The 26,133-nt window shown below is 37.4% G+C and carries 20 protein-coding genes; 13 read left to right on the forward strand and 7 right to left on the reverse strand.

Going from position 1 to position 26,133, the window contains the following annotated elements; all coding sequences use genetic code 11:
• The first annotated feature begins 31 nt into the window (after positions 1–31).
• Complete coding sequence (locus tag IGI58_RS10415; protein WP_225533455.1) at positions 32–430, forward strand: YbgA family protein; 399 nt, start codon at positions 32–34, stop codon at positions 428–430.
• A gap of 206 nt (positions 431–636) precedes the next feature.
• Here the strand turns inward: IGI58_RS10415 and IGI58_RS10420 are convergent, their stop codons facing one another.
• The 4 genes from IGI58_RS10420 to IGI58_RS10435 all read right to left on the reverse strand — a co-directional run bounded on the left by IGI58_RS10420 (position 637) and on the right by IGI58_RS10435 (position 5,994).
• On the reverse strand, positions 637–1,743 hold the full coding sequence (locus IGI58_RS10420; RefSeq protein WP_429953473.1) for an NAD(P)/FAD-dependent oxidoreductase: 1,107 nt from the start codon (positions 1,741–1,743) through the stop codon (positions 637–639).
• Between the two features lie 81 nt (positions 1,744–1,824).
• Positions 1,825–3,984 carry a DUF4129 domain-containing transglutaminase family protein gene (locus IGI58_RS10425; RefSeq protein WP_429953472.1) on the reverse strand — a complete coding sequence of 720 codons (2,160 nt, stop codon included), beginning with the start codon at positions 3,982–3,984 and terminating at the stop codon, positions 1,825–1,827.
• The gene (locus IGI58_RS10430) at positions 3,974–5,050 is read right to left on the reverse strand and encodes a DUF58 domain-containing protein (RefSeq protein WP_429953471.1); all 1,077 of its coding nucleotides are present in this window, start codon (positions 5,048–5,050) and stop codon (positions 3,974–3,976) included. The genes IGI58_RS10425 and IGI58_RS10430 overlap by 11 nt, the downstream gene beginning before the upstream one ends.
• Complete coding sequence (locus IGI58_RS10435) at positions 5,050–5,994, reverse strand: AAA family ATPase (protein ID WP_429953470.1); 945 nt, start codon at positions 5,992–5,994, stop codon at positions 5,050–5,052. The genes IGI58_RS10430 and IGI58_RS10435 overlap by 1 nt, the downstream gene beginning before the upstream one ends.
• A gap of 227 nt (positions 5,995–6,221) precedes the next feature.
• Here IGI58_RS10435 and IGI58_RS10440 point away from each other — a divergent pair, with 227 nt between their 5' ends.
• On the forward strand, positions 6,222–7,262 hold the full coding sequence (locus IGI58_RS10440) for a zinc-binding alcohol dehydrogenase family protein (protein ID WP_429953469.1): 1,041 nt from the start codon (positions 6,222–6,224) through the stop codon (positions 7,260–7,262).
• 42 nt (positions 7,263–7,304) lie between these two features.
• Positions 7,305–7,796, forward strand: coding sequence for an LURP-one-related/scramblase family protein (locus IGI58_RS10445; protein ID WP_429953468.1), 492 nt, complete (start codon positions 7,305–7,307; stop codon positions 7,794–7,796).
• A 65-nt stretch (positions 7,797–7,861) separates the two neighbouring features.
• On the opposite strand, the gene IGI58_RS10450 is transcribed toward IGI58_RS10445, so the two are convergent.
• On the reverse strand, positions 7,862–9,823 hold the full coding sequence (locus IGI58_RS10450) for a MucBP domain-containing protein (RefSeq protein WP_429953467.1): 1,962 nt from the start codon (positions 9,821–9,823) through the stop codon (positions 7,862–7,864).
• A 277-nt stretch (positions 9,824–10,100) separates the two neighbouring features.
• Here IGI58_RS10450 and queG point away from each other — a divergent pair, with 277 nt between their 5' ends.
• On the forward strand, positions 10,101–11,246 hold the full coding sequence (gene queG / locus IGI58_RS10455; RefSeq protein ID WP_429953466.1) for a tRNA epoxyqueuosine(34) reductase QueG: 1,146 nt from the start codon (positions 10,101–10,103) through the stop codon (positions 11,244–11,246).
• Positions 11,247–11,271: 25 nt separating this feature from the next.
• Positions 11,272–11,910 (forward strand): lactate utilization protein, encoded by a 639-nt coding sequence (locus IGI58_RS10460; RefSeq protein WP_429953465.1) that lies wholly within the window; start codon positions 11,272–11,274, stop codon positions 11,908–11,910.
• A 75-nt stretch (positions 11,911–11,985) separates the two neighbouring features.
• Here IGI58_RS10460 and IGI58_RS10465 read toward each other — a convergent pair whose 3' ends face one another.
• Positions 11,986–13,761 (reverse strand): ABC transporter ATP-binding protein, encoded by a 1,776-nt coding sequence (locus IGI58_RS10465; RefSeq protein ID WP_429955317.1) that lies wholly within the window; start codon positions 13,759–13,761, stop codon positions 11,986–11,988.
• Positions 13,762–13,788: 27 nt separating this feature from the next.
• Positions 13,789–15,513, reverse strand: coding sequence for an ABC transporter ATP-binding protein (locus IGI58_RS10470; RefSeq protein ID WP_429953464.1), 1,725 nt, complete (start codon positions 15,511–15,513; stop codon positions 13,789–13,791).
• Between the two features lie 101 nt (positions 15,514–15,614).
• Here IGI58_RS10470 and IGI58_RS10475 point away from each other — a divergent pair, with 101 nt between their 5' ends.
• The 8 genes from IGI58_RS10475 to IGI58_RS10510 all read left to right on the forward strand — a co-directional run bounded on the left by IGI58_RS10475 (position 15,615) and on the right by IGI58_RS10510 (position 25,976).
• Complete coding sequence (locus tag IGI58_RS10475) at positions 15,615–16,379, forward strand: MerR family transcriptional regulator (RefSeq protein WP_429953463.1); 765 nt, start codon at positions 15,615–15,617, stop codon at positions 16,377–16,379.
• Between the two features lie 78 nt (positions 16,380–16,457).
• Positions 16,458–16,790, forward strand: coding sequence for a thioredoxin family protein (locus tag IGI58_RS10480; protein ID WP_429953462.1), 333 nt, complete (start codon positions 16,458–16,460; stop codon positions 16,788–16,790).
• Positions 16,791–16,915: 125 nt separating this feature from the next.
• On the forward strand, positions 16,916–18,256 hold the full coding sequence (locus IGI58_RS10485) for a metallophosphoesterase (RefSeq protein ID WP_429953461.1): 1,341 nt from the start codon (positions 16,916–16,918) through the stop codon (positions 18,254–18,256).
• A gap of 259 nt (positions 18,257–18,515) precedes the next feature.
• Entirely contained in the window at positions 18,516–18,893 is a 378-nt protein-coding gene (locus IGI58_RS10490) for an OsmC family protein (protein ID WP_429953460.1), read from the forward strand.
• A gap of 39 nt (positions 18,894–18,932) precedes the next feature.
• Positions 18,933–20,573, forward strand: a complete 1,641-nt coding sequence (locus tag IGI58_RS10495; RefSeq protein ID WP_429953459.1) for a peptide ABC transporter substrate-binding protein — start codon at positions 18,933–18,935, stop codon at positions 20,571–20,573.
• Between the two features lie 179 nt (positions 20,574–20,752).
• Positions 20,753–22,684 (forward strand): heavy metal translocating P-type ATPase, encoded by a 1,932-nt coding sequence (locus tag IGI58_RS10500; protein ID WP_429953458.1) that lies wholly within the window; start codon positions 20,753–20,755, stop codon positions 22,682–22,684.
• 199 nt (positions 22,685–22,883) lie between these two features.
• Positions 22,884–24,374 (forward strand): helix-turn-helix domain-containing protein, encoded by a 1,491-nt coding sequence (locus tag IGI58_RS10505; RefSeq protein WP_429953457.1) that lies wholly within the window; start codon positions 22,884–22,886, stop codon positions 24,372–24,374.
• 501 nt (positions 24,375–24,875) lie between these two features.
• On the forward strand, positions 24,876–25,976 hold the full coding sequence (locus IGI58_RS10510) for a tyrosine-type recombinase/integrase (protein WP_429953456.1): 1,101 nt from the start codon (positions 24,876–24,878) through the stop codon (positions 25,974–25,976).
• The last annotated feature ends 157 nt before the right edge of the window (positions 25,977–26,133 follow it).

Below are 26,133 nucleotides of genomic sequence, written 5' to 3' on the forward strand. Positions count from 1 at the left end.
TAGATTAAAAGATAGCGAATAAGTTAAATTAATGCAAAAGAAAGAACGTGATCAATTGAAAGAAATGACAAAAAAACAGCAAGAGTGGGCATCTTTAAAATATTTGATTCTATCAAAGTCACAAAATGATTATAATGCGATTCGAAAATTAGTGTCTGGAAAAGAGTGGAATGAAGAAAAAGAAGCCTTGTTTCAATCGTACCTTCAGCATGCACTGACGCTGCCTGATGATAAAGGAAGTAAATTGAATGCTTATCAGCACGTTTGGGGCTATTTTAAAAAACTGGCGACAGCTGAGGAACGAAAGACATACAGTAAGTTGCTGGATGATTTTTCTTTAGAGAATGATCAGCTTTGGCTATTTTTGAAAGAGTTGATTCTAACCTATGATGAACCTTATTTACGGAACTCAAAACTATTTTTCCCGTAGAAAAAAGTGAGGATGAAGAGGATGGGACAGAAGTGTCAAGCTCCGAGAAATAAGAGGAAATTCACGAAAATTGCTCTTCAAATTTTTGTGAATTTCAGCTTATTTCCGAAGGAGTTGCTTCTGTTTCCACCGTTTATTAAGATTTAGAGTGCGAAACAAAACTGATTTTTAGTTTTGTCCCGCACTCATCCATCCTCACTTTTTTACTATTCTTTTGAAATATAAGTACTGATCGGTTTTTGATAATCCAACCAATCCTGTGCATCATTATTAAAATACTGAGCCAAGAGAAACCCTATATAAGGTCCTGTTGTCAAACCGGAGGAACCTAAACCGCTGGCAACGACGGCAGTCGGATCATCTGGCAGACAATTGAAAAATGGCGCGAAATCTGAGGTGTAAGCTCTGGTACCAACACGATAAGAAGAAGCATGCTCTTCAAAAAAAGTTGGAGAAGATAAAAAGGGTACTGATTTTTGTTTTAGCTGAATGAAAGCTTCTTTTGTTGGTGTCAAATCAAAGCCAGCGGTATTTTCATGTGTTGCACCGATCAAGATTTTTCCATTTTCAAAAGGAATCAAGTCACTCTCACCATCCAACATAGCAACAGGCCAGTTTCCGCTATCTTTATACGGCGTTTCAAAGGACAGTAATTGTCCTTTCTGTGCTCGAATATCTGCTTTATAACCTAGTGGGGCTAATAAAGCAGATAAGCCGGGACCTGCGCAAATCGCAATTGCATCAAAGGCTTCTGGCTGATCTGTTTTGTAAATCAGCCAGTGATCTTTCTTACGATCTATTTTGACTGAGCCGGTGTGTAAGGTGATGTTTTTGCGTGCGGCGTGTTGCCGCATGATAGCTAAATAATTTGCTCCGTCCAATTTGCCACCGCCTGAAATCGAAAGAGCGGGAAGCGCCTTTAACAAAGGCAATTTGGCAGTGACTTCTGCAGCGTCCAGTAATTGAATCTCACCGATTTCTGGAGCCTCTTGTTTGCGTTCTTCTGCTAATATCCTTAAGGGCTCCAATTCTCCATCTTTACGTAGGATCAATGTTCCAGATTGTTGATAAACCGAGAGAGGTAAAGAAAAGTCTTGAATCAATTTAGGATAAAAGGCAGCCCCGTTTTTAGCTAAATGATACCATTTTTTGTTGCGCCGTTTTGATAACCAGGGAGAAATGATCCCTGCACTGGCTCTCGTTGCTTGGCCTGTTGGATCATCAAAAAGTGTTACATCATACTTTGTTAAATCAAGGTAATTGGCAAGGGTCAAACCGATGATCCCGCCGCCCACAATAGCTAATTTTTTCATAGTAGAACTCCTTCATAACAAGAATAGACTATCTACTATTTTTATCTAAATACAGCTAAAATGCAAGACAAGTGAAAGAGGTTATCTCTTTTTAAACGACGCTAACAAGTTTGCCGTATGAAGCAAAAGGCTTGTATAATCCGATTTTATCGCCTCACGTCCGCCGTACAGCTCTTTTTCATAGAGTTCTGTTAATCGATAGAAGCTTCCATGGCATTGAGGATAATTATTTTCTAATCGTTCAGCGAAATGAATCAAGGCTTCATTTTCTGATCGAGGTACAAGCTGTTCTGCTTTTTTTAATAACTTCAGATAGGCGCTGGTAAATTGTTTTGGATAAACAGCAAGGTAGATTCTGAAAGAAAGAACAAAAAAATACTTCCTCAAAAAATAACCTGTAATAAAAAGAATGATCAAGACGAGACCGACCAAGCTCTTCTTTAGTAGAGAGGGCGAGATGCCAGCATTGTTTTTATTTTTTTCTACTGCTGTAGCAGTTGTTGCGCTGTTTTCAGTAGCCCGATTTTCTTCATTACTACTTAAAGGTGTGGCGTCCTTTTCAACACTGCTAGATTCAACAGGAAGGGTTGAATTTTCTGTAAGTGTCGTTGAACGAACATTATTGGTAAATCCGGGAGTAGGTTCAAATGGGACCCAACCGTAGCCTTCAAAATAAACCTCCGGCCATGAATGTGCATCGCTGTTTCTGATCGTATAAACAGCCTTTTTTCCTGCAGTGTTTGTCGTCAATTCACCAGCACTAAACCCTTTTGCCCAGCGACTGGGAATATCGATTGAGCGAAGTAAAATAGTCATCGCACTGGAAAAATTATCGCAATAGCCGACTTTTGATTCAAAAAGAAAGGTATCCACATAATCCTTATCTTCTGGTGTATAGGAAGCATCCACTTTAGAGTAGCGATAACCGCCATTTGTTTTTAAGTAATCTTCGATTGCTTTCACTTTTCCATATAATGTTTCTTGATCTTCTGTTAAGGAAAGAGCCAATGTTTTTATTCGTTCCGGCAGCCTAACAGGCAGTTGTGTTGTTTGTAAATCCAGAGTATCGGAGAAAGCTGCTTGCTGTAAATGCTCGACTGAAAAATCTATTTCTTCCCAAGTTAAATGAATACTCGCTGGCTGCTCTGAGAGCACAAAACGATTTTTTTGTTCGATTTGCTCTGTTTGCCCGATTTCCTCGAAAGCGATTGAACTCTTGCCGTATGGGTAAGGGAGGTAGTCTTTGGCTGTATCGAACGATAAGGTGATCGTCTCAGGCTTATTGAAAGTACCTTGATACTCAGGATTTGAAGAGATGATCAATGGTTGTCCCGAGGGAGAAGGTGTTGTTTGGGCAAGATTGTTCCAGCCTTTACCCGTGTAATTATTTTTCGTCTCTACTCGCCAATAGTGCTTTGTCGATTGTTCTGCTGTAAAAAGTATTGTTCGATCATCAGACATTGGACCACCAAGCTGAGTATCATCATCGCTAAATCCCGTTGTTGAAGCAGCGTTCAATCCATATTGTTCGATCTTCTGATAAACTCCTTGCCGATTCAAAAAAGTTCGAATATCTGTTGTTTGCGTGAAAAGAATCGTTTTAGATTTTGGAAAAATGATCGGAAACGTATAAGCGCTGATAGCGGTCAGACCCAATAACAGACTACTCAGAAGGATAAAGGGCGTTCTTTTTTTTGATCGATCTTTAAAGGACTGCTTTGTGCTATAGAATAAAACGGCAGCGCTTGTTGTGATGATGACATGAATGCCTAAGTTTAATCGATTGAAAGCAGCCAGCATCAATAAATAGCCAGTCAATAGCAAATAACTTAGTGCCCAACGCTCATAATGAATGAGTAAAATCGCTAAAAGAACCAGCAAAAACAAAATCAATACCAATGCTACGATATCAGGTAAATAATTGAATTCTCCTGACAACATTTTCAGATAGGTTTGATCAAAGCGTTCAAAAAAATGGAGTAACCATTTGAAACCGAACAGCTCGTCCAAAGGGAAATAACGGTACAAGGTAAAGAAATAGAAAATAAAATACAAGGGTATTTTTATTAATAGCTTTTTGATGATCAAAGTAATCATACAAATCACTGCAATCATGCTGATCAGAAAAGGTGTCTGTGCCTGGTTTAGATGATAGACTTTCAAAAAAGGGAGTGCAGTTGTTGTAAGCATTAAAAAGCTTAAGAGCGCAAAAAGCCACTTTTCTTTGATTCTACTTTGCAATAAAATCGCCCCCTTTATTAATTGGAATGATCTGATCTTGCCAAATCAAGTGTAAGGTGTCACCCTCAAAAGTAACTAAAAAAGTTTCGTTAGTCCGATCCCAGTTTTTTAACTGCTGGTCTAAGCGAGGGGTTGATGTAGGACTGAAAACTACCAATTTTTTATTTGTAAAAGCAGGTAAATCAGGTTCTTCTGATAACGGCTCAATAGAGCTCATGAGATAAGCTTGTGGTGCTTCAGCAGGAGTATTTGCTAGAATTACTTGCTCAAAAGCTTGTTTATTGTTGAGTAGCTGGATCAACGAATAATAGAGTGAAAGAATCTCTTCGAATTGCTGATGAGCGATGCCGTAAAATAAAAAGTAAGTGTCTACATCTAATTCATGTTCATATTCTTTGATGATCAGTTCGTTGCGCTTCCCCGTTTGCTTCCAGTCGATCGAATGCAGTGGATCACCTGTCTGATAAGGGCGGAAATTTCGGATCATAAACGTTTGTGTACCAAAAGTCACAGCAAAATTAGGCTGGATCATGAGCAATTGCTCAGATAACTGTTCGGCGGCCTCTTTTTGAAACACCGGCTGAACGATCAAAGGACCCGCTACATCGATGGTGATTTGTTTTGTGAAAAGCCCAAGCCAGTCAGAGCTGATCAAAATAAAAGACAATTGCTGATCAAAGCCTCTTTGCATAGGTGTCCAGCGAAAAGATAACTCCTTTTTTTGTCCAGAATAGAGATAGAATCGTTGTCGCTCAATACGGCCTTTTAGAACCGGAAATAATTCTAGAAAGAAGAGTGGAACTAAGACTGGACGATAGCGAAAAAGTTCGCCTGTGATCGTGTTTTGTTCAGACATTGTAAAAACAGTCGTTCCTGTAAGACGAAGCTCGATTTTCTTTAAAGATGGAAGCAATGTTAGCAAATCAAACAAGAGTAAAAAGATCAAAAAGAAAAAAAGCCACCAACCTGTCGAATTATTGAAAGTCACTACATATAAAAAAATCACAAATGAAAAAAGTAAAATGCTGATGATCTTTGTGAATTTCGTGAATCTGTTATGCTTCATTAGGATTTCCTAACTGGCACAGGAACACGACGGACAACTTGTATCAGTAATTCCTCCAAGTAATCCGCAGAAGGTGTCTGACCGCCTTTCAGCAGTATACGATGCCCAAATGTTGCTGGTAAAATTTGTTGTAGATCATTAGGTGTAACATAGCTCCGTCCTTCTGTTAAAGCAAATGCTTTCGCCGCACGAATAAATGCCAATGCACCTCGCGGACTAACGCCAAGTGCGATCCCATCGTGGTTTCTGGTACTATGGACAAGCTGTAATGCGTATCGTGCAATTTGGGGATCGACATAAACGTCGTCGACTATTTTTTTTAATTGAGTGATATCAGCAGTATCCATGACTTGCTGAATCTGATCTAAATCATTTCCGGTTGGGTGCATCAATAACTTTAATTCGTCTGGAAATTCAGGATACCCCACATGGAGTTTAAATAAGAAACGATCTAATTGAGCTTCTGGTAATGGATAAGTTCCTTCGTATTCCAAAGGATTTTGTGTGGCCAACACAAAAAAATGCTCATCTAGAGTATGCGTATGATTATCGATCGTTACATGATTTTCAGACATCGCTTCTAATAGAGCGGCCTGTGTTTTCGGTGTGGTTCGATTGATTTCATCAGCCAATAAGACCGTAGTAAAAATAGGACCTTTATGAAACTCAAAGGTTTGAGACACCGTATTGTAAATAGAGACGCCTAAGATATCATTAGGCAATAGATCGGGTGTGAACTGGACTCTTTTAAAGTGTCCGTGAGTAGCTTTAGCCAACGTTTTGACCATCATTGTTTTGCCGACACCAGGAACGTCTTCTAGTAAAACATGACCGCCAGCTAAAAATGCTGTAACAGTCAATTGAAGAACATCTCGTTTGCCTAAGATGACTTTTTCCATTTCGTTGATCAGTAAGGTTATTTTTTTATGAGCGGATTCAAGCATGCCGTCTTTTTCCTCCTTTATTAAAAATCCATGAGGTATTATTTGTAGTTATAATAGATTTCTTTTATTGTATAGTTAACGTTATGTCAGTTCAAGCCACCCTAAGAATTTCTTAAGAAAGCGTTTGTATCTTTTTTTGTAAGGTAAATGAGCAGATGTGTATAAATTCGGTGTGAATAGGTTCATACTGAAAGAGGACAGAATGGACTAAAGGGAGGAAACACAAGATGAAAGAGAATGATCTGATGAAGGCAGTGGGCTTTTTTGAGGGGCTTCCGATCGACGCTGCGGATAGCTTTGTCGATAGTGAGATACCGATTCAGCCTCTTGAACCACATGATCTTCTAGTGCAGGTTAAAGCAGTTTCTGTAAACCCAGTGGATATGAAATTACGACAAAAGAGTAAAAAGACAGAGCATCTAACTATATTAGGCTTCGATGCTATTGGAGAGGTTGTGGATATTGGTAGTGAAGTGACAGCATTTAAAGTTAGTGATCGAGTGTTTTATGCAGGTACGACGAAACGAGCAGGCAGCAATCAGGAATACCAACGTGTAGATGAGCGAATCGCAGCATCAGCACCAGCTTCATTGAGTGATGCCGAGGCTGCGGCTTTACCTTTGACTTCATTAACAGCCTATGAATTACTCTTTGAAAAATTTGGGCTGCTCCCAAAAGAAAATGGCAATCAAGGGAAAACCATTCTAGTGATCAATGGGGCAGGCGGTGTAGGATCGATTTTGACTCAGTTGGCAAAATGGTCTGGTATGACAGTCTATGCAACAGCAAGTCAGGCGAAATTTGACTGGTTAAAAGACCACAGAGTGGATCATCCTTTAAATTATCATGAGGATCTTAAAGTAGAGTTAAACAAGCTTGGAGTCGAAACGATCGATTATGCAGCTGTCCTTTTTGATGTTCAGCCCTATTTTGAACTGTTGACAGAACTAATTACTCCATTTGGGCATCTCGGAACGATTGTTGAATTCGAAGGATCGGTAGATATCAAACAATTAAAAAATAAATCGATCAGCTTCGACTGGGAATACATGTTTGCAAAAACAGATAACGATTACCAGATTGAAAGTCAGGGAAAGATTCTAGCTAAGATTGCAGAGTTGATCGATCAAGGGAAGCTGACAACGACACTTTGGCAAAACTATGATACTGGGATCAACGCAGACAATCTAAGAAAAGCAACAGCTGAAGTGGAATCGGGGCATACTCAAGGAAAAATAGTGATCAGCGGAGCGTTTAATGGGAATTAAAAGAAAATAAATGTAAGAGCACATAAAAAAGGAGAGCGTTTAATGAAGAAGCTCTATATTAAACAAAAAGTATTTAGTCTAGGCGGGCATTTTTCGGTAAAAGATGAGCATCAGGAAGATCGATATATGGTCGAAGGAAGTTTCCTGTCGATCCCTAAAGTGTTTACGATCAAGGATCTGAATAATCAGGTGATTGGCACGATTACCAAAAAGGTCTTTAGTTTCTTACCTAAATTTTTTATAGCAGTCGATGGAAAGGAAGAAATGGTGATTGAAAAGCAGCTGACACTTTTCAAAGCAAAATATCGAATAGAGTCTGAAAGTCTGGCGATTCAAGGTGATTGGTGGGGGAAGCATTTTGAAATTTCACAAAATGGAGAGGCGGTCGCAGCGGTCAATGAAAAGTGGTTTACGTGGGGCGATATTTACGAAGTTGAAATTTATGAGCAGTCTCTTGAACATACGATTATTTTAGTTGTCATCGCAATCGATTTTGTTAAACAGGAAGAAGCAGCAAGTTCCAGCTCCTCCTGAAAAAAGAAAAACACTGAAGGGGATCGTGATAAGAATCCCTTTCAGTGTTTTTGGCTAAACAAACATTATTTTTCTTGTCGTACCTTTGTTAACATAGCTAGCGTATTAACAATAACCAGCAGCGTTAAACCTAACCATAACCAGCCAGAGTTGCTTTGTTCTCCTGTTGCCGGGAATTTTTTGCCAGTTATAGTATTGTTTAGGACGTTACTTGTTTTTTTGAATGTTACTGGATTCGTTCCCTCTTCATTTGGCGATTTTGTTGGTGTTTTTTTAGTTGGACTGACGGGTTCCTTTGGCTCAGAAGGAGTCGTAGGAACAATGGGCTCAAGTTTGCCATCTTTTATTGTGTAAACATAAGTAACGACCTGATCTTCTTTAGTAAATAGCCCTGTTTCATTTCCTTTGACCTCTTTAAACACGTAGCCCTCAATTGCTATTTTTTCTGTAGAAAAGCTGTCGCCTACAGTTCCCGATAAGATAAAATCATCTTTTAGTGTCTGATTATCATTATCGACATAATGAACGATGACACGCCCAGTTTTTTCAATGATCGGATCAGGTATCTTTTTATAAATGAAAGTGACGACTTGTTCTTGATCAGAGAAAACACCTGATTTCTTCCCAATCGTATCGATCAACTCATATCCAGAAATTTCTTTGCTAGGAATATCAAAGGATTCACTAACTAAACCGTTCAAAGTTTCACTTGGCAATAATTCTTTTCCAGTGTCGTCTTGATAGTTGATAGTGACAGGCTTACCGTCTTCAACTACATTGAATTGGTGAAGATATGTTCCCGAAGAAATCGCATAAAAACTGTATCCATCTGGTTTTGCATAAGAGCCTGCAGGATTATTCAAACGAGCATTATATTCAAAACTATGGATTCCAGTAAACTCTTCTGTGCTTATCCCTGAAATCGTAATGCCCAGATCCGTAATTTGCAAACGAGATGCTGGTAGTTGCTCGCCGTTCAAATCAAAGTAAGTATTACTTGCAGAGTTTGATGTAGTAAATGGCGGAACAATACCATCGAAATTCGTCATTCGATTTGGCATCATTGAAAAAGGAATAAATAGTGTTTCATTTTCTGCATCATAATCTAATGTTGAACGACCGATCATTGTCGGTGGATCATTTCTTCCTGTATTTTGACCGAAAGCAGCTAGGTCAGAAAGTACAGGGAAATCATTGATGACCGTAAAATCAGTGATACCACAAAACTGAACGGAAAGAGATGTTAAATTTGGTAGAGCTTTTAATGGTTCAATTGTTGTGATGGCCATATTTGAATCAAGATAGATTCGTTTTAAATTCGTCAATTGGGCGATTTTTGGTAAGACATCATTATCGATACTTGTACTTCCTAAAGAAAGGTTTGTAATACCTGGGCTATTACGCAAATCTGGAAAATTTGTGCTGTTTAAGCTGGTTGTTTGAAGTGTCACATAAGTTAATGCTGTCAATTGTTCTAGCGGACTAAAATCTGTGATCGCGTTATTAGTATTGATATAGATCGTTGCTAGATTAACAGCAGTTTCTAACCCAGAAAGACTGCTGATTTGAGCAGAGCTTAAGGAAAGATAAGTCAATTTTTCCATATCTGTTTGTGTCAGCTCACTGTCAGCTGGCAATCCCAGAGATTTTAGGATATCTTGTTTTAAAAATGGATCAGCAATCGTTATCGTGTCAGCACTAAATGCTGCCGCTTTAGGCATAAGTTCATCTGAAGAAATAGTTGACTCTAACGTGGAAGAGCTAGTTGCTTCCTCCGTAGCAGGTGTTGGCTCAACGGGTTCTTCAGTGCTTAAAGTTTCTGTAGAATCAATCGTGGTTTCACTAGTAGATTCGATCGTTTCTTCACTTTCCTGTGTTTGCATAGTTGTCTCTTGATCAGATTCAACGGTAAAATCTTCCGCAAAAACAACAGTCGGCGCTAGGAGAATCGGGGCTAGAAGTGAAAGTAGCAAAAAGCTGTGTATTACTTTTTGCTTATGTTTTGCTGATAAATTTGTTCTTTTCATATGTATTTCCTCCATGATTCATGATAAAGTGTGTGTGAATGGCAAAAATGCCATCAAATCATTTTATCATATTTATATAATTAAATTCATTTTTTATTTTAAAATTATATTATTTTTTTGTTTTAATGTAATTATAAGTCGTTCTGACCCTTGTTTTATAAGTTTTTCAGAACATTAAAAAAAGATAAAATTATTGATTTAAAAAAATAAAATGGTGAGGATTTCTATTTAGAGTTTGTTATTTCTTTCAATAAGTATGTTAGGGAAGAGGAGAACTATGTCACTAAAACAGAAGATTATTGCGGAAAGTCAACGCTTAGGTATTGATAAAATCGGTTTTGCTTCTGCTGAGCCATTTTATGAGTTGGAAGATTCACTAAACGAACAGCGAGCCCTTGGGTTTAATTCTGGCTTTGAGCATCAAGTAATAGAAGAACGAATCTACCCTGAGAAAACGTTCGAGAATCCTAAAACGATTATTTCAATTGCCTTAGCCTATCCCACAAAAATCAGCGGAAAGGTTCCTCGTGATGAGAAGCGGGGGATGTTTGCCAGAGCTTCGTGGGGCATCGATTATCATGATGTATTGAAGGATCGTTTAGCTAAATTGATCGATTTTATTCAGTCTCAAGCTGAAGGTCTGGAAGAAGCAGAAAATTGGCGTTTTGCTCCTCAGGTCGATACAGGGGAATTAGTTGATGTAGCTGTTGCACAAAGAGCCGGACTTGGTTTTATTGGGCGAAATGGATTATTGATCACAGAAGAATTTGGTTCTTTTGTTTATTTAGGCGAAATCGTGACGAATATTGATTTTGAAGTCGATGAGCCGGTCCCGTTTGGTTGTGGTGATTGTATGCGTTGTATCACAGCTTGTCCGACACAAGCTCTTTTAGGAAATGGCAGCATGAACGCTAAAAAATGTTTGTCCTATCAGACCCAAACGAAGGATATGATGCCTGAAGAATATCGTAAGAAGATGCACAATGTCATTTACGGCTGTGATATTTGTCAGTTGGTTTGTCCTTATAATAGAGGGAAAGATTTCCATTTTCATGAAGAGATGGAGCCGGAAGTTGACATCGTTTATCCTAAGTTAAAACCTATGCTGAGTCTATCAAACAAAGAATTCAAAGAAACCTTTGGACATCTTTCTGGATCGTGGCGTGGGAAAAAACCGCTACAGCGTAATGCATTGATCGCCTTAGCTAATTTGGGAGATCGTAGTGCTTTACCTGAAATTTTATTATGTGCAAAAGAAGATGTTCGGCCGGTTATTCGAGGGACTGCTGCTTGGGCTATCGGAAAATTAGGGAATAAAGAAACCGAAAAATGGTTGACCGTTCTACAGGAGTTGCTTGAAAAAGAGACTGATGATAGCGTCATCAGTGAAATAAACAAGGCGATCGGATACTTGAAGCGATAAACTGAACATAAGGAAGGAGAGTAAGATGAACTACCAAGAAACATATCAAGAGATACGAGCAAAATCCATTAGCAAAAAATTAACTCGTAGAAATTTCAATGTGTTGATTTGTCGTACTTTAACTGAGGCTAAAGAACAAGCGTTAAGCTTGATCGAAGGGGATAAAACAGTCGCTTTTGGAGGATCTCAAACCTTAGGACAAGTTGGGATCATCGATGCCCTTTACGAAAGAGAACAGCCGATCATCGATCGTGATTTAGCTGAAAATCTCGAAGAACGTCATCGATTGATGAAGCAGTCCCTTTTAGCGGACTATTATCTCACAAGCGTCAATGGAATCAGTGAAGATGGTGTATTAGTAAATATCGATAATGTTGGTAATCGAGTGGCAGCATTGACTTACGGGCCTGACAAGGTGATTGCTTTTGTAGGGGTCAATAAGGTTTACGGCAGTTTAGAAACGACCATTGAAATGGTGAGAAAAAGAACAGCACCACTAAATTCATTTCGCTTAGAATTACAGACGACGCCTTGTGTCAAAACAGGAAATTGTGGAGATTGCTTAAAAGAAGAATGTATTTGTAATATCATTTCGTTGACTCGTCGTTCAGCACTCGCTGATCGTATTCATATTTTTTTGATTCTAGAAGAAGCAGGATTTTAAGAAAATAAAAGACTGGAATAAAAAGGCTAGCTCCAATGCATAAGAGCTAGCCTTTTATTCCAGTTTTTTTGAGTACTAAGTTTCTTGAAATTGGCTATTATATAAAGAAGCGTAAAGTGAAGGTTGTGCAAGTAATTCCATATGTGTTCCTTTCTCCACGATGTCGCCGTCTTTCATTACTAAGATCAAATCTGCATTTTCGATTGTGGACAAGCGATGTGCGATCACAAAACTAGTTCTATTGTTCGTTACTTCGTCCATCGCTTTTTGGATATGAGCTTCAGTTCGTGTATCTACACTGGAGGTTGCCTCATCTAAAATAACCACTGGCGGGTTCGCTAAAATGATTCTGGCAATCGTCAACAGTTGTTGCTGTCCTTGTGACAAAGAGCCGTTTTCACTAGAAATAATTGAGTCGTAACCATTAGGCATAGTACGGATAAAATGATCACATTGAGCAATTTTAGCAGCTTCGATGATTTCTTCTCGAGTTGCATCCATTTTTCCATAGGCAATATTATCAGCGATCGTTCCTTCAAATAGCCAAGTATTTTGCAGAACCATCCCGAACATCCCACGTAAATTACTTCTTGAAAGGTCTGTGATATCCACACCATCAAATGTAATGCGGCCACTATTCAACTCATAAAAACGCATCAGTAAATTCACTAAAGTTGTTTTGCCTGCCCCAGTCGGACCGACGATCGCGACCATTTGTTTTGGTTTGACAGCAAAATCAACTTGGTTCATCAAGATTTTTTCTTTCGTATAACCAAATTTTACCTGTTCAAAAGTGATCTTACCAAGAGGCTGCTCGATCCTTTTTGGCACTGGATTTTCGGGAACCTCTTCTTTTTCATCTAGAATCTCAAAGATTCGATCAACTGCGGCTAAGGCTGCTTGGATCGAATTGATCACATAAGAAGCGGTTGAAATTGGTTCGGATATTTGATTGATATACTGTAAGTAGGCTTGAAGCAAACCGATAGTGATCGTTCCTTGTAAGACTAAAAATGCTCCAAAAATCCCGCTGATGATGAAGGCCAGCTGGTTGATCAAGCGAATCGCAGGATAAATCGCAAAATTCATAAATTGAGCATTTAAAAACGCCTGATAGTGCTTTTGATTTGTCTCAAAAATGACCTGTTTAGCCTGATTTTGCTGGTTGAATGTTTTGGTCACTAAATTCCCTGATAAAAATTCTTCAGTTTTATTATTTAGGTTCCCTAGCTCCGCTTGACTTTTTTCCGCTAAAACTTTGTTTTTATTGGCAATTTTTCCGGTCAAGTAAGAACTGCCCGCAATCAGTACAACGACGATCAACGTCAATTTTACATCAATATAAAACAGCATGACTCCAGCAAAAACAATGGTTGAAATTGAGGTGAAAAACTGGTTGATCCCAGTCAGCAATACTTGTGAAAGCTGATTTAAGCTGGTCGTTGTTCTGCTTAAAATATCACCGACCTGATGCTGATCAAAAAATGACATCGGTAAAGCTTTGAATTTCTTAGCGACTTCTTTTCTCACACGCAAGGTGATCTTTTCGCTTAAAGAAGCCATCACACGTTCTTGGATAAAGGATGTGAGACTGCTGAAGAGCGAAAAGACGATCAAGATCAAAACGGGTACCAGCAAGGCTTCTTTTACCTGAGCAAAGGTGATTTGACCGATTCCGTATGTGCTGATCAATTTGAGTAAATCATCGATTGCGATCCCCATGATGAAGGGCATCGCGATCACTAAAGCATTTCCGATCAAGCTGCAGATGATCAATCCAAAAAATATCGGGCGCTCTTTACTGATCAACTGAAAGAATCGTTTAAATGTTTGTTTATTTACTTTTTCCATAGTTTCCATAAAAAGGACTCCTTTCCTTTATAGTCCCTGTGAGTGGGCGAACTCTTGATAGGTTTGATTGTTTTTCAATAATTCTGTATGTGTTCCTTGACCAACGATTTTTCCTTCATCTAAAACGATGATCGTATCTGCCTGCTGGATCGTACTTAAGCGTTGCGCTACGATCAGTAATGTTTTATCTGACATTTCTTCTTTTAAGGCTTTTCTTAAGGCAGCATCCGTTTTGTAGTCCAGTGCTGAGAAGCTGTCGTCAAAAATATAAATATCAGCAGGTTTGATCAATGCCCGAGCAATGCACAAACGCTGCCGTTGTCCGCCGGAAAAGTTCGTCCCACCTTGAGCAACAAATGAATCATAGCCATCATTTAGACCTGAAACATAATCGTAAAGTTGAGCTATTTTTGACGCATGATCCATTTCCTGAACGGTTGCATCAGGATATCCCATCGCTAAATTACTCTTGATCGTTCCGCTGAATAAGAAAGCCTTTTGAGGAACATAGCTGATTCTAGAGCGCAGTTCTTCTTGAGATAATGAGCGAATATCGATCCCATCGAATAAAATTTTTCCCTGCGTCACATCACTTAGCCTCAATAATAATTTAGCTACAGTACTTTTCCCAGAGCCGGTACCACCAACGATCGCCGTTGTTTTTCCTCTAGGGATAGTGAAATGGATATCTTCTAAAACAGGTTCATCTGCTTGCTCGTAGTTGAATGTCACATGTTCCACCTTGATCAGATCTGTACCTGTATGTTCTTTTTCTTCGATGATTTGTGGTTGCTTTGAATCACGAATCTCTTCTTTGGTGTTCAAAATTTCTTCAATTCTTTTGACAGATGCAAAAGAACGAGGCATCATGACTAAAACCATGGCAGCGATCATCAAGTAAGCAAGTGTTAATAAAGCATATTCGACGACAGCTGAGACCGTTCCTATTTGAAGCGTTCCGACTGCGACTAAATGTCCGCCGAACCAAAGGATCGAAGAAAAAACGACGCCCATCAATAAAAAGGCGATCGGCGTGATAAAAGAAAAAATCTGGTTGACTCGAATCATGCCCTCTGCATACTCTGAAAAACGTTTATTTGTCCGTTCTTCTTCATAGTCTTGATTATTGAACGCTCGAATCATGTTGATACCTGTAAAAAATTCCCGTAAAGTAACGATCACCTGGTCCATCTTTGGCTGAATAGCTAAAGAAAGCGGCGTTCCTTTTTTCATCAATAAGTAGACGATCAAAGCGAATACCAAAATCGCGACTAACGGTACAAGCGCTAAAGTTTCTGAATAAGTGAATGTCATGTACAAAGAAAAGACAGCAATGATCGGTGCAGGTAAGATCAATTGTAAAAACAATACGATCATTTGCTGGATATTATCTATATCGTTTGTCATTCTTGTCAGTAAGGAGCCAGTTCCCACTTTGTCCGCATCTTTTATTGAAAAAGCCTGAACCTTATCAAAAAATAACGTCCGAATTTCAAAGCCGAACTTTGCTGCAACTTTAGCGGAAAGGTAACTCCCTAAAATAGCAGCAAATGCACCAAAAATAGCCATGACCAGCATTTGGATACCGATCGATTTGATGGTTTGTTCACTTCCGCTGGCGATACCGACATCGATCAAACGAGCGACTAATAACGGTACACCTAATGTCCCGATGATTTGCAGACACAAGAAAAATACGGTCGCAGCAATCAATTTGACATTTTTCTTCATAAAAAATTGAATGATGTTCATTGTAATTTCCTCCTTTTCATCAATCCTAAACGATTCTACACCTTCAAGTTGCTTGAATGTCAATGTTTTTTAGTTATAATTAAAAGAAAGAAGGTGAAGCAATGGATAAGGAAAAATTACTGACAGTTGGACAAGTCGCTGAAATCATGAAAATACCTAAATCAAAGATCCGTTATTGGGACGATATGAACCTTTTGACCTCTTCCAGAAATACAGAAAATGGGTATCGGATGTTTGATATGGAAGACTTATTGACGATCAGTGATATTGATTTTTACCGCAGATTAGATATCCCTATTAGCAAAATGACCAACCTTTATCGTAAATCGCCTGAAGAATTATGGTCTATCTTGGATGAAACGCAACATCGAATAGCCTCTGAATTAGCTGAATTGGAGAAAAGGTATCAAGGAATCAAACGTAGAAAAAATCAGTTAGTTCAATTGCTTGAATTAAAGGAAGAATTATTAAGTGATGGCGAACTTGATGTAAAGCGGATCATTGCATTTGATTTAAAAGATCCAAATGAATTACAAACATATATCGAAAACCCTTCAAGCTTAGTTGTTTATATCGATCCTCAACATGAAGCAGACATTATTTATGGTTTTGCTGCTGATGACGGTGAATTTATGGATGAACCGAAAATTTGGCAGAGCGAATCCAAACAAACGGAGACTTATAAACAGTTTTTATTGACCATCCGTTCTGAAGAGCCAACAGTCAATAATTTTTACCCGATCAAAGAAAAATTGATCGAACAAGGGTTTCAAACGGGCAGAGTGATCGGACGGTATATCATGACTGCAGAAGATGAAGAAGGTTTTTACACGGATCATTACAAAGCTTGGGTTGAAGTGATGTAAGTAGGCTAAGGCAGAAAAGTCGATAAAGAGAAGCCAAGGTGTTATGATGTAGCCAAATAAAAAAAGGGTGAAACGAAAATGGAAAAACTACAAACGATTCAAGAAGTAACAGCATTTATCAATGAAAACCATCTCGCATTTTTATATGTTTCACAAGATAATTGTTCTGTATGTCACGCACTTAGACCTAAACTGAGTGAGCTGTTAAAGAACTATCCTGCAATTGAATTACGTGAAGTAGAAGCGGATAAAGTAAAGGAAATATCAGCTGAATATTTAGTTTTTTCAGCACCGACGTTGCTCTTTTTTGTAGATGGCAAAGAATACTTGCGTGATGGCAGGTTTGTTCAGTTTAAAAAACTGGAAGCTGCATTAGAAAAAGTTTATTCATTTGAAGAAAGTTTACTTTAAGCGGAACCAACAAATAGAGTATTAGCGCTCAATTGATTTCAATAAACTGAGATCAAGAGGCGCTTTTTTTTATAAAAAAGGATAAAATGGAACAGAACATAGTTGAAAGAATGGAGAAGCAGTGAATGAAAAAGACGATGGTTGCTCTAATAGCATGCATTTTAGTAATAGTAGGAGCAGTCATCTATTCAAATGCAGGACAAAAAGAGCAAGAAGAGACATTATACAACAAATCTGAAGTCGAATTTTGGGTGTTGAGTGACCCACACTATTTAGATAAGAGCTTAACAGATTCAGGTTCAGCTTTTGAAAAAATCAAACAAACAGCTGCCGGTAAAGAGCTGGATTATCAAAAAGAAAGCTGGCAGGCATTTGTAGCAACTGCCATCCAGAAAAAGCCAGATATGATCATTATTACAGGGGATCTGACCTTAAATGGTGAAAAAATCAGCGCAGAAAAATTAGCCGATTTTCTAACACAATTAAAAGCAGCAGGAATCGATGTGTATGTGATTCCGGGAAATCATGATATCAATGATGGCTGGGCTAGAAAATTTGTTGGAGAAAAGCAAGAAAGAACAAAATCGATCACAACGGCTGATTTTAAAGAAATCTTTGCCGATTTTGGCTATCAAAATGCGACAGATCATGATAAACAGTCACTTAGTTATTCTGTTGCGGTCAATCAAAATTATGATTTTCTTTTTCTAGATTCAAATATTTATCCAGAAGACACTGAACCGCAAACAAGACCAGCAACGGGTGGTACGATCAAAGGAACAACAATGGTATGGACTAAAGAACAATTGGAAAAATCAAAAAAAGCACAGAAAAAGACGTTCGTTTTCATGCATCATAATATCTATGCTCATAATGATTTGCTGTCCAACGGTTTTGTGATCAACAATGCAGACGAATTTAAACAAGTATTAGCTGACTATCAGGTTCCTGTTGTGTTTTCAGGTCATATTCACGGACAAGATATCATGACAAGGACAATCAACGATCATGAATTAACAGAAATTGCCTCAAGTTCATTTTCGATCACCCCTCAAGGATATGGTGTTGTGAAGCTAAAGGGAGATCATTTAGACTATCAAAAAGCCAGCAATGATGTAGATGTTTGGGCAAAAGAAACGAAAAATAAGATCCCGGAAGTTCAGAATTACTCAGCGTATCTAGAAACGCTTTTTACCGAAGATGGTAAAAAATTGGGCTATAGCCAATTATTGAATGCCGGATTGACCGATGATCAAGAACTTGATACGGCCGCAGAATTTATTGGGCGTATGAATGTCCGCTTTTTCTCGGGCAATGATTTTTGTACAGATGAAGAAGCAGCAAAAATCAAAGAGGAACCAGGCTACCAAATCATCGAAAAGCACAGTAAATTTCTAAAAGAATATATTGATTCGATCATACAAGATAAAAATCAAGAGGATAACCATTACACGAATACTAAATGAATCTATTATGAGAAGCTGAGATAAAAGTATTTATTTCCTAATGGACAGCTTTTTCGTCCTCGTTTATTCAGGTTTAGAGTGCAAAAAAAAGCTGATTTTTAGCTTTATTTGCACTCTTTTAAGTATAGAAAATTAAGAAAGTCATGATAGCCTTTCCTTATCATACCTCGAGATTAACTATTATCAGTTTCTCCATTTTTGTACTATCATAGTAAGATAAAGCGTAAAAAGTAAGTGAACAAGAAAGGGAGCGGGAAAAATGCAATTAGTATCAGGAGAAAAAGGGTTTGAGCTAGTACATGAAAGTGGTAACTGGTTGATGAAAAAAGATCTTGGTTTTTCACCAGTTGAAATGTTGGTTGCATCGATCGGTGGATGCGGTGCGTATGTCTACGAAAAAATTTTAACAAACTCTACCATAGATTTTACGATCAAGTCAGTAGATATTTCCTATGAACGTGCGGAAGATAAACCTGCTAAGCCATTGAGCCAAGTAACGATCCTCTTTACGATCCAAGTACCAGAAGAAGCACAAGGAAAAGCTGAACGTGCGTTAAAATTAATTGGGAAAAACTGTCCTGTGATGCAGTCTCTAGATCCAGCAATCGAAGTTATAGAGGAAGTTCAATTCATTTAATCAAATAAACTTTTTTGAGAAAGAGAAAGTAGGAAGCAAATGAAAAAGTTTTTTATTATCAGTTCGATCATCACGGGAATTTTTTTGACAGGCTGTTCAACGACAGATCAATCAGCAAACAATGAAAAAGAGAAAGCAATCGTTCGTTTTACTGAACCAGCTGAGCTTTTGACTCTTGATACGACACAAGAAGAAGATTTCACTAGCTTCAATGCACAGAATCAAGTATTGGAAGGGCTGTATCAATTAAATGATAAAGATGAAGTGATTCCAGCAGTTGCTGAAAAGCTTCCAGAAATCAGTGAAGACAAACAAACCTATAGGATCAAATTAAGAAAAGATGCGAAATGGTCAAATGGCGAGGCAGTAACATCACAAGATTTTTTATATGCATGGAGACGGGCAGTGACACCCGAAACGGCACCATCCTATGCCAGTTTGTTTGTTTCAACGATCAAAAATGCTGATGACATTTATCAAGGGAAAGTAAAACCCGAAGAATTAGGCGTAGAAGCGCCAGATGACTATACATTAGTTATTCATCTGATCAAGCCGATACCATACTTTACTTCGTTATTGACCTTTGAAACATTTTTCCCGATCAATCAAGTCTTTGCTGAAAAACAAGGGAGTAATTATGGAACATCTAGTCAAACGACATTATATAATGGACCATTTACTTTAGAAGGCTGGGAGCAAAATTCTGATACATGGCAGTACGTCAAAAATCCGAAATACTGGGATAAAAAGAATGTTCAAGTCGATGAAATCCAGACAACAGTAGTAAAGTCAACCAGTACAGCAGTCAATTTATATCAAACAGATGAACTGGATCGTGTAGTTTTAGATGGGGAGTTTTCAAAGCAATATAAGAATGATCCTGACTTCCAAAATCAAAATGATACAAAAATGGGCTACCTTCGTTTTAACCAAGGAAAAGACAAGCCGCTTAACAATGCTCAGCTGAGAAAAGCCATCTCATTAGCGATTGATCGTAAAACATTTGTTGAGAATGTTTTAGGAGACGGCTCGATCGCAGCAACTGGATTTGTTCCGCAAAATTTTGTCCAAAATCCTACAACAGGTGAAGATTTCCGTGAAGAAAGCGGCATACAGCAGACATTTGATAAAGAAGCTGCACGGGAGGCGCTTGATCTTGCTAAAAAAGAGTTGAACCAATCAGAATTTACGCTAGTTTATTTAGCGAAAGATACTGACATTGAGAAAAAAACAGCAGAATATTTAGCAGGTCAGGTCGCTGAAGTTTTACCTGAAGTTAAATTTGAAATTGCGACTTTACCAAGCAATAATTTGCAGGAGCGCTATTTATCTGGTGATTATGATATCGCCTTTGGCCAGTGGATGCCAGATTTTAAAGATGCGATCACTTTTTTAGATATGTTTACATCAACGTCCGGTCTAAATCATGTGAATTATAAGAGTTCAGAATATGATCGATTGATTGAAGCCGCGGTAGCGACCGATGCTGCAGATGAGGAAAAGAGATGGTCTGATTTGTTAGAAGCGGAGCATGTATTATTAGGAAAAGATTACGTCGTTGCACCAATTTATCAGCAACAAACAGCTTTGTTACAAAAGAAAACGATCAGTGGTGTTGTAAAACATAGCTTTGGATCACCCTATAGTTTTAAATATATCCGCGTCAATAAAGCAGAATAATATACTAGAAAAAATATAGAAGAAAGCATGAAACATGTTTTCTTCTATATTTTTTATTTTTTTCTTGACATATGATTGATCGTTCATGTATTATATGTATATGATATATGAACGACTATTCATATGAAAAGCTAAAGTGAATTTTTTCAGAAAATAATCAATTAAGGAGGCTGGTTACAATGGAAACAACTCATACACAAAAATGCTCAGGAGAACAAGGACACACACATGATCATGGACATAATCATAGCCATGGAAAATCACCCGTCATTTTATTCTTTACAGGTTTGGCATTATTCATCGTTGCTCTTTTTATAAATGAAGGTTCTTTGATCCAAAATATTCTTTTTATCAGTGCTACATTCCTATCTGGATACCACATTATTTTGGAAGGAATCGTTGAGACGATAGAACAGTCTAAAGCAAAAAGAAAATTTGCGCCGAATGTCCACATCTTGATGACGTTAGCAGCTTTTGGTGCGATCATCATCGGAAGTTATGAAGAAGCAGCACTGTTGATTTTGATTTTTGCGGCTGCTCATTTTCTTGAAGAATATGCTGAAGGACGTAGTAAAAGAGAGATCACTAATCTATTAAAAATGAATCCAACAGAAGCTCGCTTGATCCAAGCTGATGGCAGTGTCAAAACAGTGGACGTTTCCCAATTAAAAATCGGTGACAAGCTTCAAGTTTTAAATGGCGATCAAATCCCAACAGATGGCCGTATTTTAACTGGAGCTACCTCTATCGATGAATCATCGATCAATGGAGAAAGTATCCCTAGAGAAAAATCAGTCGGAGATGAAGTGTTCGGCAGCACGATCAATGGTAATGGAACGTTTACGATGGAAGTCACAAAAGACAGCAGTGACACAGTCTTTGCTAAAATCGTTCAATTAGTGAATCAATCTCAATCAAACCTATCTAAAACAGCAACAAAGATCCAGCAGCTGGAACCCTATTATGTGACGATCGTATTGATTTTAGTGCCACTTTTTATTGCAGCTGGACCATTTATTTTCAACTGGTCATGGAATGATAGCTTTTATCGCGGCATGGTTTTTCTAATTTCTGCTTCTCCATGTGCTTTGGCAGCAAGTGCAGTACCTGCAACTTTGTCAGGAATCTCAAACTTAGCTAAAAGAGGCGTTTTATTTAAAGGCGGTTCATACCTAGCTAACCTTGCAACGATCAAATCTGTCGCATTCGATAAAACTGGAACATTGACACAAGGAAAACCTGTTGTGACTGATTTTTACTTTTTAACTGAAACAAATGAACAAGACTATATCGATATCATCGTTGCCATGGAAAAAACAGCCAATCATCCTTTAGCCAATGCAATATTAGCTAAATTTACTCCTGCTGAAAAAGTAGAGTTAACTGTTGAAAATGAGCTTGGAAAAGGCTTGGTTACTGTCTTTGACGGAGCAACTTATCAGCTTGGAAAGCCCGAGATCTTTGTGAATACGAACAAACAAATCACGGAACACAATGAACAATATGCAAAAGAAGGGAAAACGGTTGTCTATTTTGCGAAAAATCAAGAAGTCATCGGTTTGATTGCGATGATGGATGTCCCAAATGAACATGCTAAACCAGTCATCAGTTATTTGAAAGCACAAGGAATTCATACCACAATGATTACAGGTGATGCAGAACTGACAGGACAAGCAGTTGGGCGCCAAATCGGGATCGACGAAGTTGTGGGAAATGTCTTACCTGAAAATAAAGCAGCGATCGTTCAAGAGCAACAAGCACGTTACGGCAGTGTTGCGATGCTTGGAGATGGTGTAAATGATGCCCCTGCTTTAGTGACGGCAGATATTGGTGTTGCAATGGGAGATGGAACGGATATTGCAATCGATGTTGCTGATGCTGTATTGATGCAAAATGACTTAACAAAATTTAGTTATGCTCATGTCACAGCTAAACGCTTAGATCGTGTCGTTTGGCAGAATATTATCTTTTCTATGTTCATCGTCATTTTGTTGATCACATTGAATATACTTGGAAAAATGGATATTACGATCGGAGTGATCGCCCATGAAGGGAGCACGTTACTAGTAATACTGAATGGGTTACGTTTATTGATCCCGACAAAAATATAAAAGTTTTAGCTAAAAATTGAAATAGAAGTGTTTATCTATTTATAAAGAGACTGAATTGTAACTTTTTAAGTTATAATTCAGTCTTATTTTTTTGATGCCCTAATAACAAAATCGAGAAAAGCAAGATATGAGATAGAAAAGAGAAAGGTAGCTACAATAGAAGGTGATGGAAATAAATTAAGGATAGGAGTACTTTTTTATGGAACGGAATTTGATCAGTGTGTTAGAAGAAAATACAGAATTGAAATTGAAGTTGCTCGCTATCATGAGAGATGAAAATACGTGGATGATCGGTGATGAGTTGGCAGAAAAATTAGAGGTGCCTACTAAACGTGTTCATACACTTATAAGTAGCCTCTTGCAAGATCTAATAGATTTTAATTCAGATGCCATTCAGCTTACGACGTTGAAAGGAAGGGGGAGTTATTTACAAATAGATGATCCGGAGCAATATGTGAAGCTTCGCCAATCCATTATAGAAAATTCTATTATTTTTCAAATTATTTTAGCGATCGCCATTAATAAAGAAGTGACCTTAGGCCAATTGTCTATGAATAATTTTGTAAGCGAATCTTCTATTAGGAACCGAATCAAAGCTGCCAATGAGTTAACTAAATCAATCGGGGTAAAAATAGTAAGTCGTAAAAATCATTACCAATTCCAAGGAGAGGAAGCACAAATAAGGGTGATGCTCAATACAATCTTTTGGCGTCTCTATAGAGGAGCAGAATGGCCTTTTAGAAATGTGAATCAAAAGCATTTGTTTAAACTATTGGCAACTATTAGCGATGCCATTGATTTACCGATAAAATCGCTTACGCTATATCAAGTGGGCTACCTGTTTGCAATCAATTATAGCCGAGCACGTCAAGGGCACGACATAACAATAAAACAAAACTGGCAACCGTATCTATATGTATGTGAACAAGTTGATCATGAGACAAATATTTACCAGATATTTTTAGATAATTATGGCTTATCTAAATCAGAAACCGATTTCTTTTTGCTTGAAGTACTTTCTAGAAGTAAAATCTATACGCACTCAGATAAACGAAAAATACTTAACCTGGTTAATTTAAGAAACACTCCAGCTTATACTGCTTGTGAACAATTATTGAAAAAATATGAAGAAAAATTTGGCATGTTATCAGAGACAGAAGAACAGCTTTTTTTTGAATATACGTATCCTTGTCATATATATGCTGAATTGTTTTCAAATATTGTTTATGCTAGTTCAGGTTATCGAATGTACCGACAGACTGGGTATTATTTTCCGATTCTAAAAAGCAAAATGAAAGAGATTCTATTTGAATTATATGAAAAGACAGAATTAAAATTATTTTTGAATGAACAATATCTAATGGATAAATACATTCTAATTTTCTCGTTCTTCAAGCCGGCAGTATGCTTTGAAAAAGAATTTATTATTTATGTAGAAACAGATTTATCAGAAATGATGGAACAAAAGTTGATTAACCAAATTGAAGCTAATTTCAAAATGTTTTTCAATATAAAAATCTATACAACATTGAATAAATTGAAAAAAGTTCGATATCATTATTTCAACAAGCGTTTCTCCAACCTTCAGAGTTTTTACAGATCAAGCGCAGTATTTTTTGGTCCATCCGATATTAACGAGAAGAGATATTCGGATGATATCGGATTACTTGCATATGTCTCTGACGAATAAAATGAATGATTAGACTTCAACTGGAAAGAGTGGCTTGATAGATAACGAATGTAATTATTTTTTAATTATGGTTTTCTTTTGAAAAAAGAGATTAATCCTAACTAGAAGAATAGTTTTTATCATTTTTTTATCAAAAATGTTTAAAAAAGGGGGATGATATCTCCTTTTTTTAATCCCAAATTATTTTAATGATAGTATAAGATAATGATAGTAAAAGAAAAACACTTCTCGTTCTATGGAGGAACGGGAAATGTTATTGGTAAAAATTAAAATAATATATTTTTTCGAAGATTCTCTTTTTATTTATAATAGCAATCCTGGTTTTATAATCATAAATATCTCAAAAAAGATAAAATTTTGGTAGCAAAATCATTATAACTCATTTATAAAAGGAAAACTTATCAATTTTTTTGATTATATTTAAAAAAATTGAGAAAAAATTGTTTAATTTTAGCCGTCAATATAGCCGTCAATAATTTTATGTAGAGAGGAAGATCAGCTATGGCTAGAAAGGGAGAAAATATATATAAAAGAAAGGATGGACGATGGGAGGGTCGATACATCAAAGGTCGTCGAGCAGACGGGTCAATCTATTATGGTTACGTCTATGACAATAACTACAAAGAAGTTAAAAAGAAGTTGGTCATCAAGAAAGCTAGTATCTTTTCAAGCACCAATACCACAGAACGCTTTTATGGAACGGTCAACAATTGGCTGGATTACTGGTTGGAATCAGTAGCTGTCTTCAACGTAAAACCTAGTACCTTTGATAGCTATAAGAGTAAAATCAACTGCCACATCCGCCCGTTTCTTGGAGATATTTATTTAAGCGAACTAACCTCCAGTAAAATAGAAAGCTTCATTAATAGTACAAAAGAAAAAATCTCAATCAATTCACTACACGCTGTCTTCAGAGTGTTAAAAACAGCACTGAAATATGCTGAAAAGCTTAACTTTGTACAAAGATCATTATACGAGAATATCCAGTTGCCTAAAGGTAAAAAGCCGAAGATCGTTACTATTACAAGGTCTGAACATAAACGCTTAGTAAAGGAAGCAAAAAAATCACCAGAGGGATTATCTGTCCTTCTTTCATTAGAAACAGGAATGAGAATCGGAGAAATTTCGGGATTAAAATGGAAAGATATCGATTTTGAGAATCAAACAATTTCAGTTCACAGGACACTGCAGCGAGTGGGAAATTTTTCAGAAGGAAAATTTAGAACGCATATTATAGAAGAAAAGCCAAAATCAGAAACATCAGAACGAATTATTCCACTTTCCACAGCGCTAGTTAAACGTCTACAAAGAGCAAAAAAACAAAGTAAAAGCGCTTATGTAATATCAAAGGGAGAAAAATTTGTTGAGCCGCGTACAATTCGTTATCAATTTAATCGTTTACTGGAATCATTAAAATTGCCAAAATGTTCTTTCCACGCATTACGACATTCATTCGCGACTCGTTGTTTAGAAAAAGGCGTAAATATAGCAGTTATCAGTTCCTTGATGGGGCATGCTTCTACAAAAATGACATTGGATATTTACACAAATTCAAATCTGAATGAGGAACGTTTAGCAGTTGAATCGATCACCTGTGTATAGTTTGGAAATTTCAAATTCGCCGTCACAATCGCCGTCACTTAACCCAACAAGCCTTGATGTATCAATCTTTTTCTGACGATCTCTTGTTCCTCCATAGAACGAGAATGGAAAATAAAATTAAGATAAGAAAAAAATGTAACTTTAGCTTGAGTTAAAT

It is taken from the genome of Enterococcus sp. AZ020, assembly GCF_050499205.1.
GTDB lineage: Bacteria > Bacillota > Bacilli > Lactobacillales > Enterococcaceae > Enterococcus_L > Enterococcus_L dunnyi.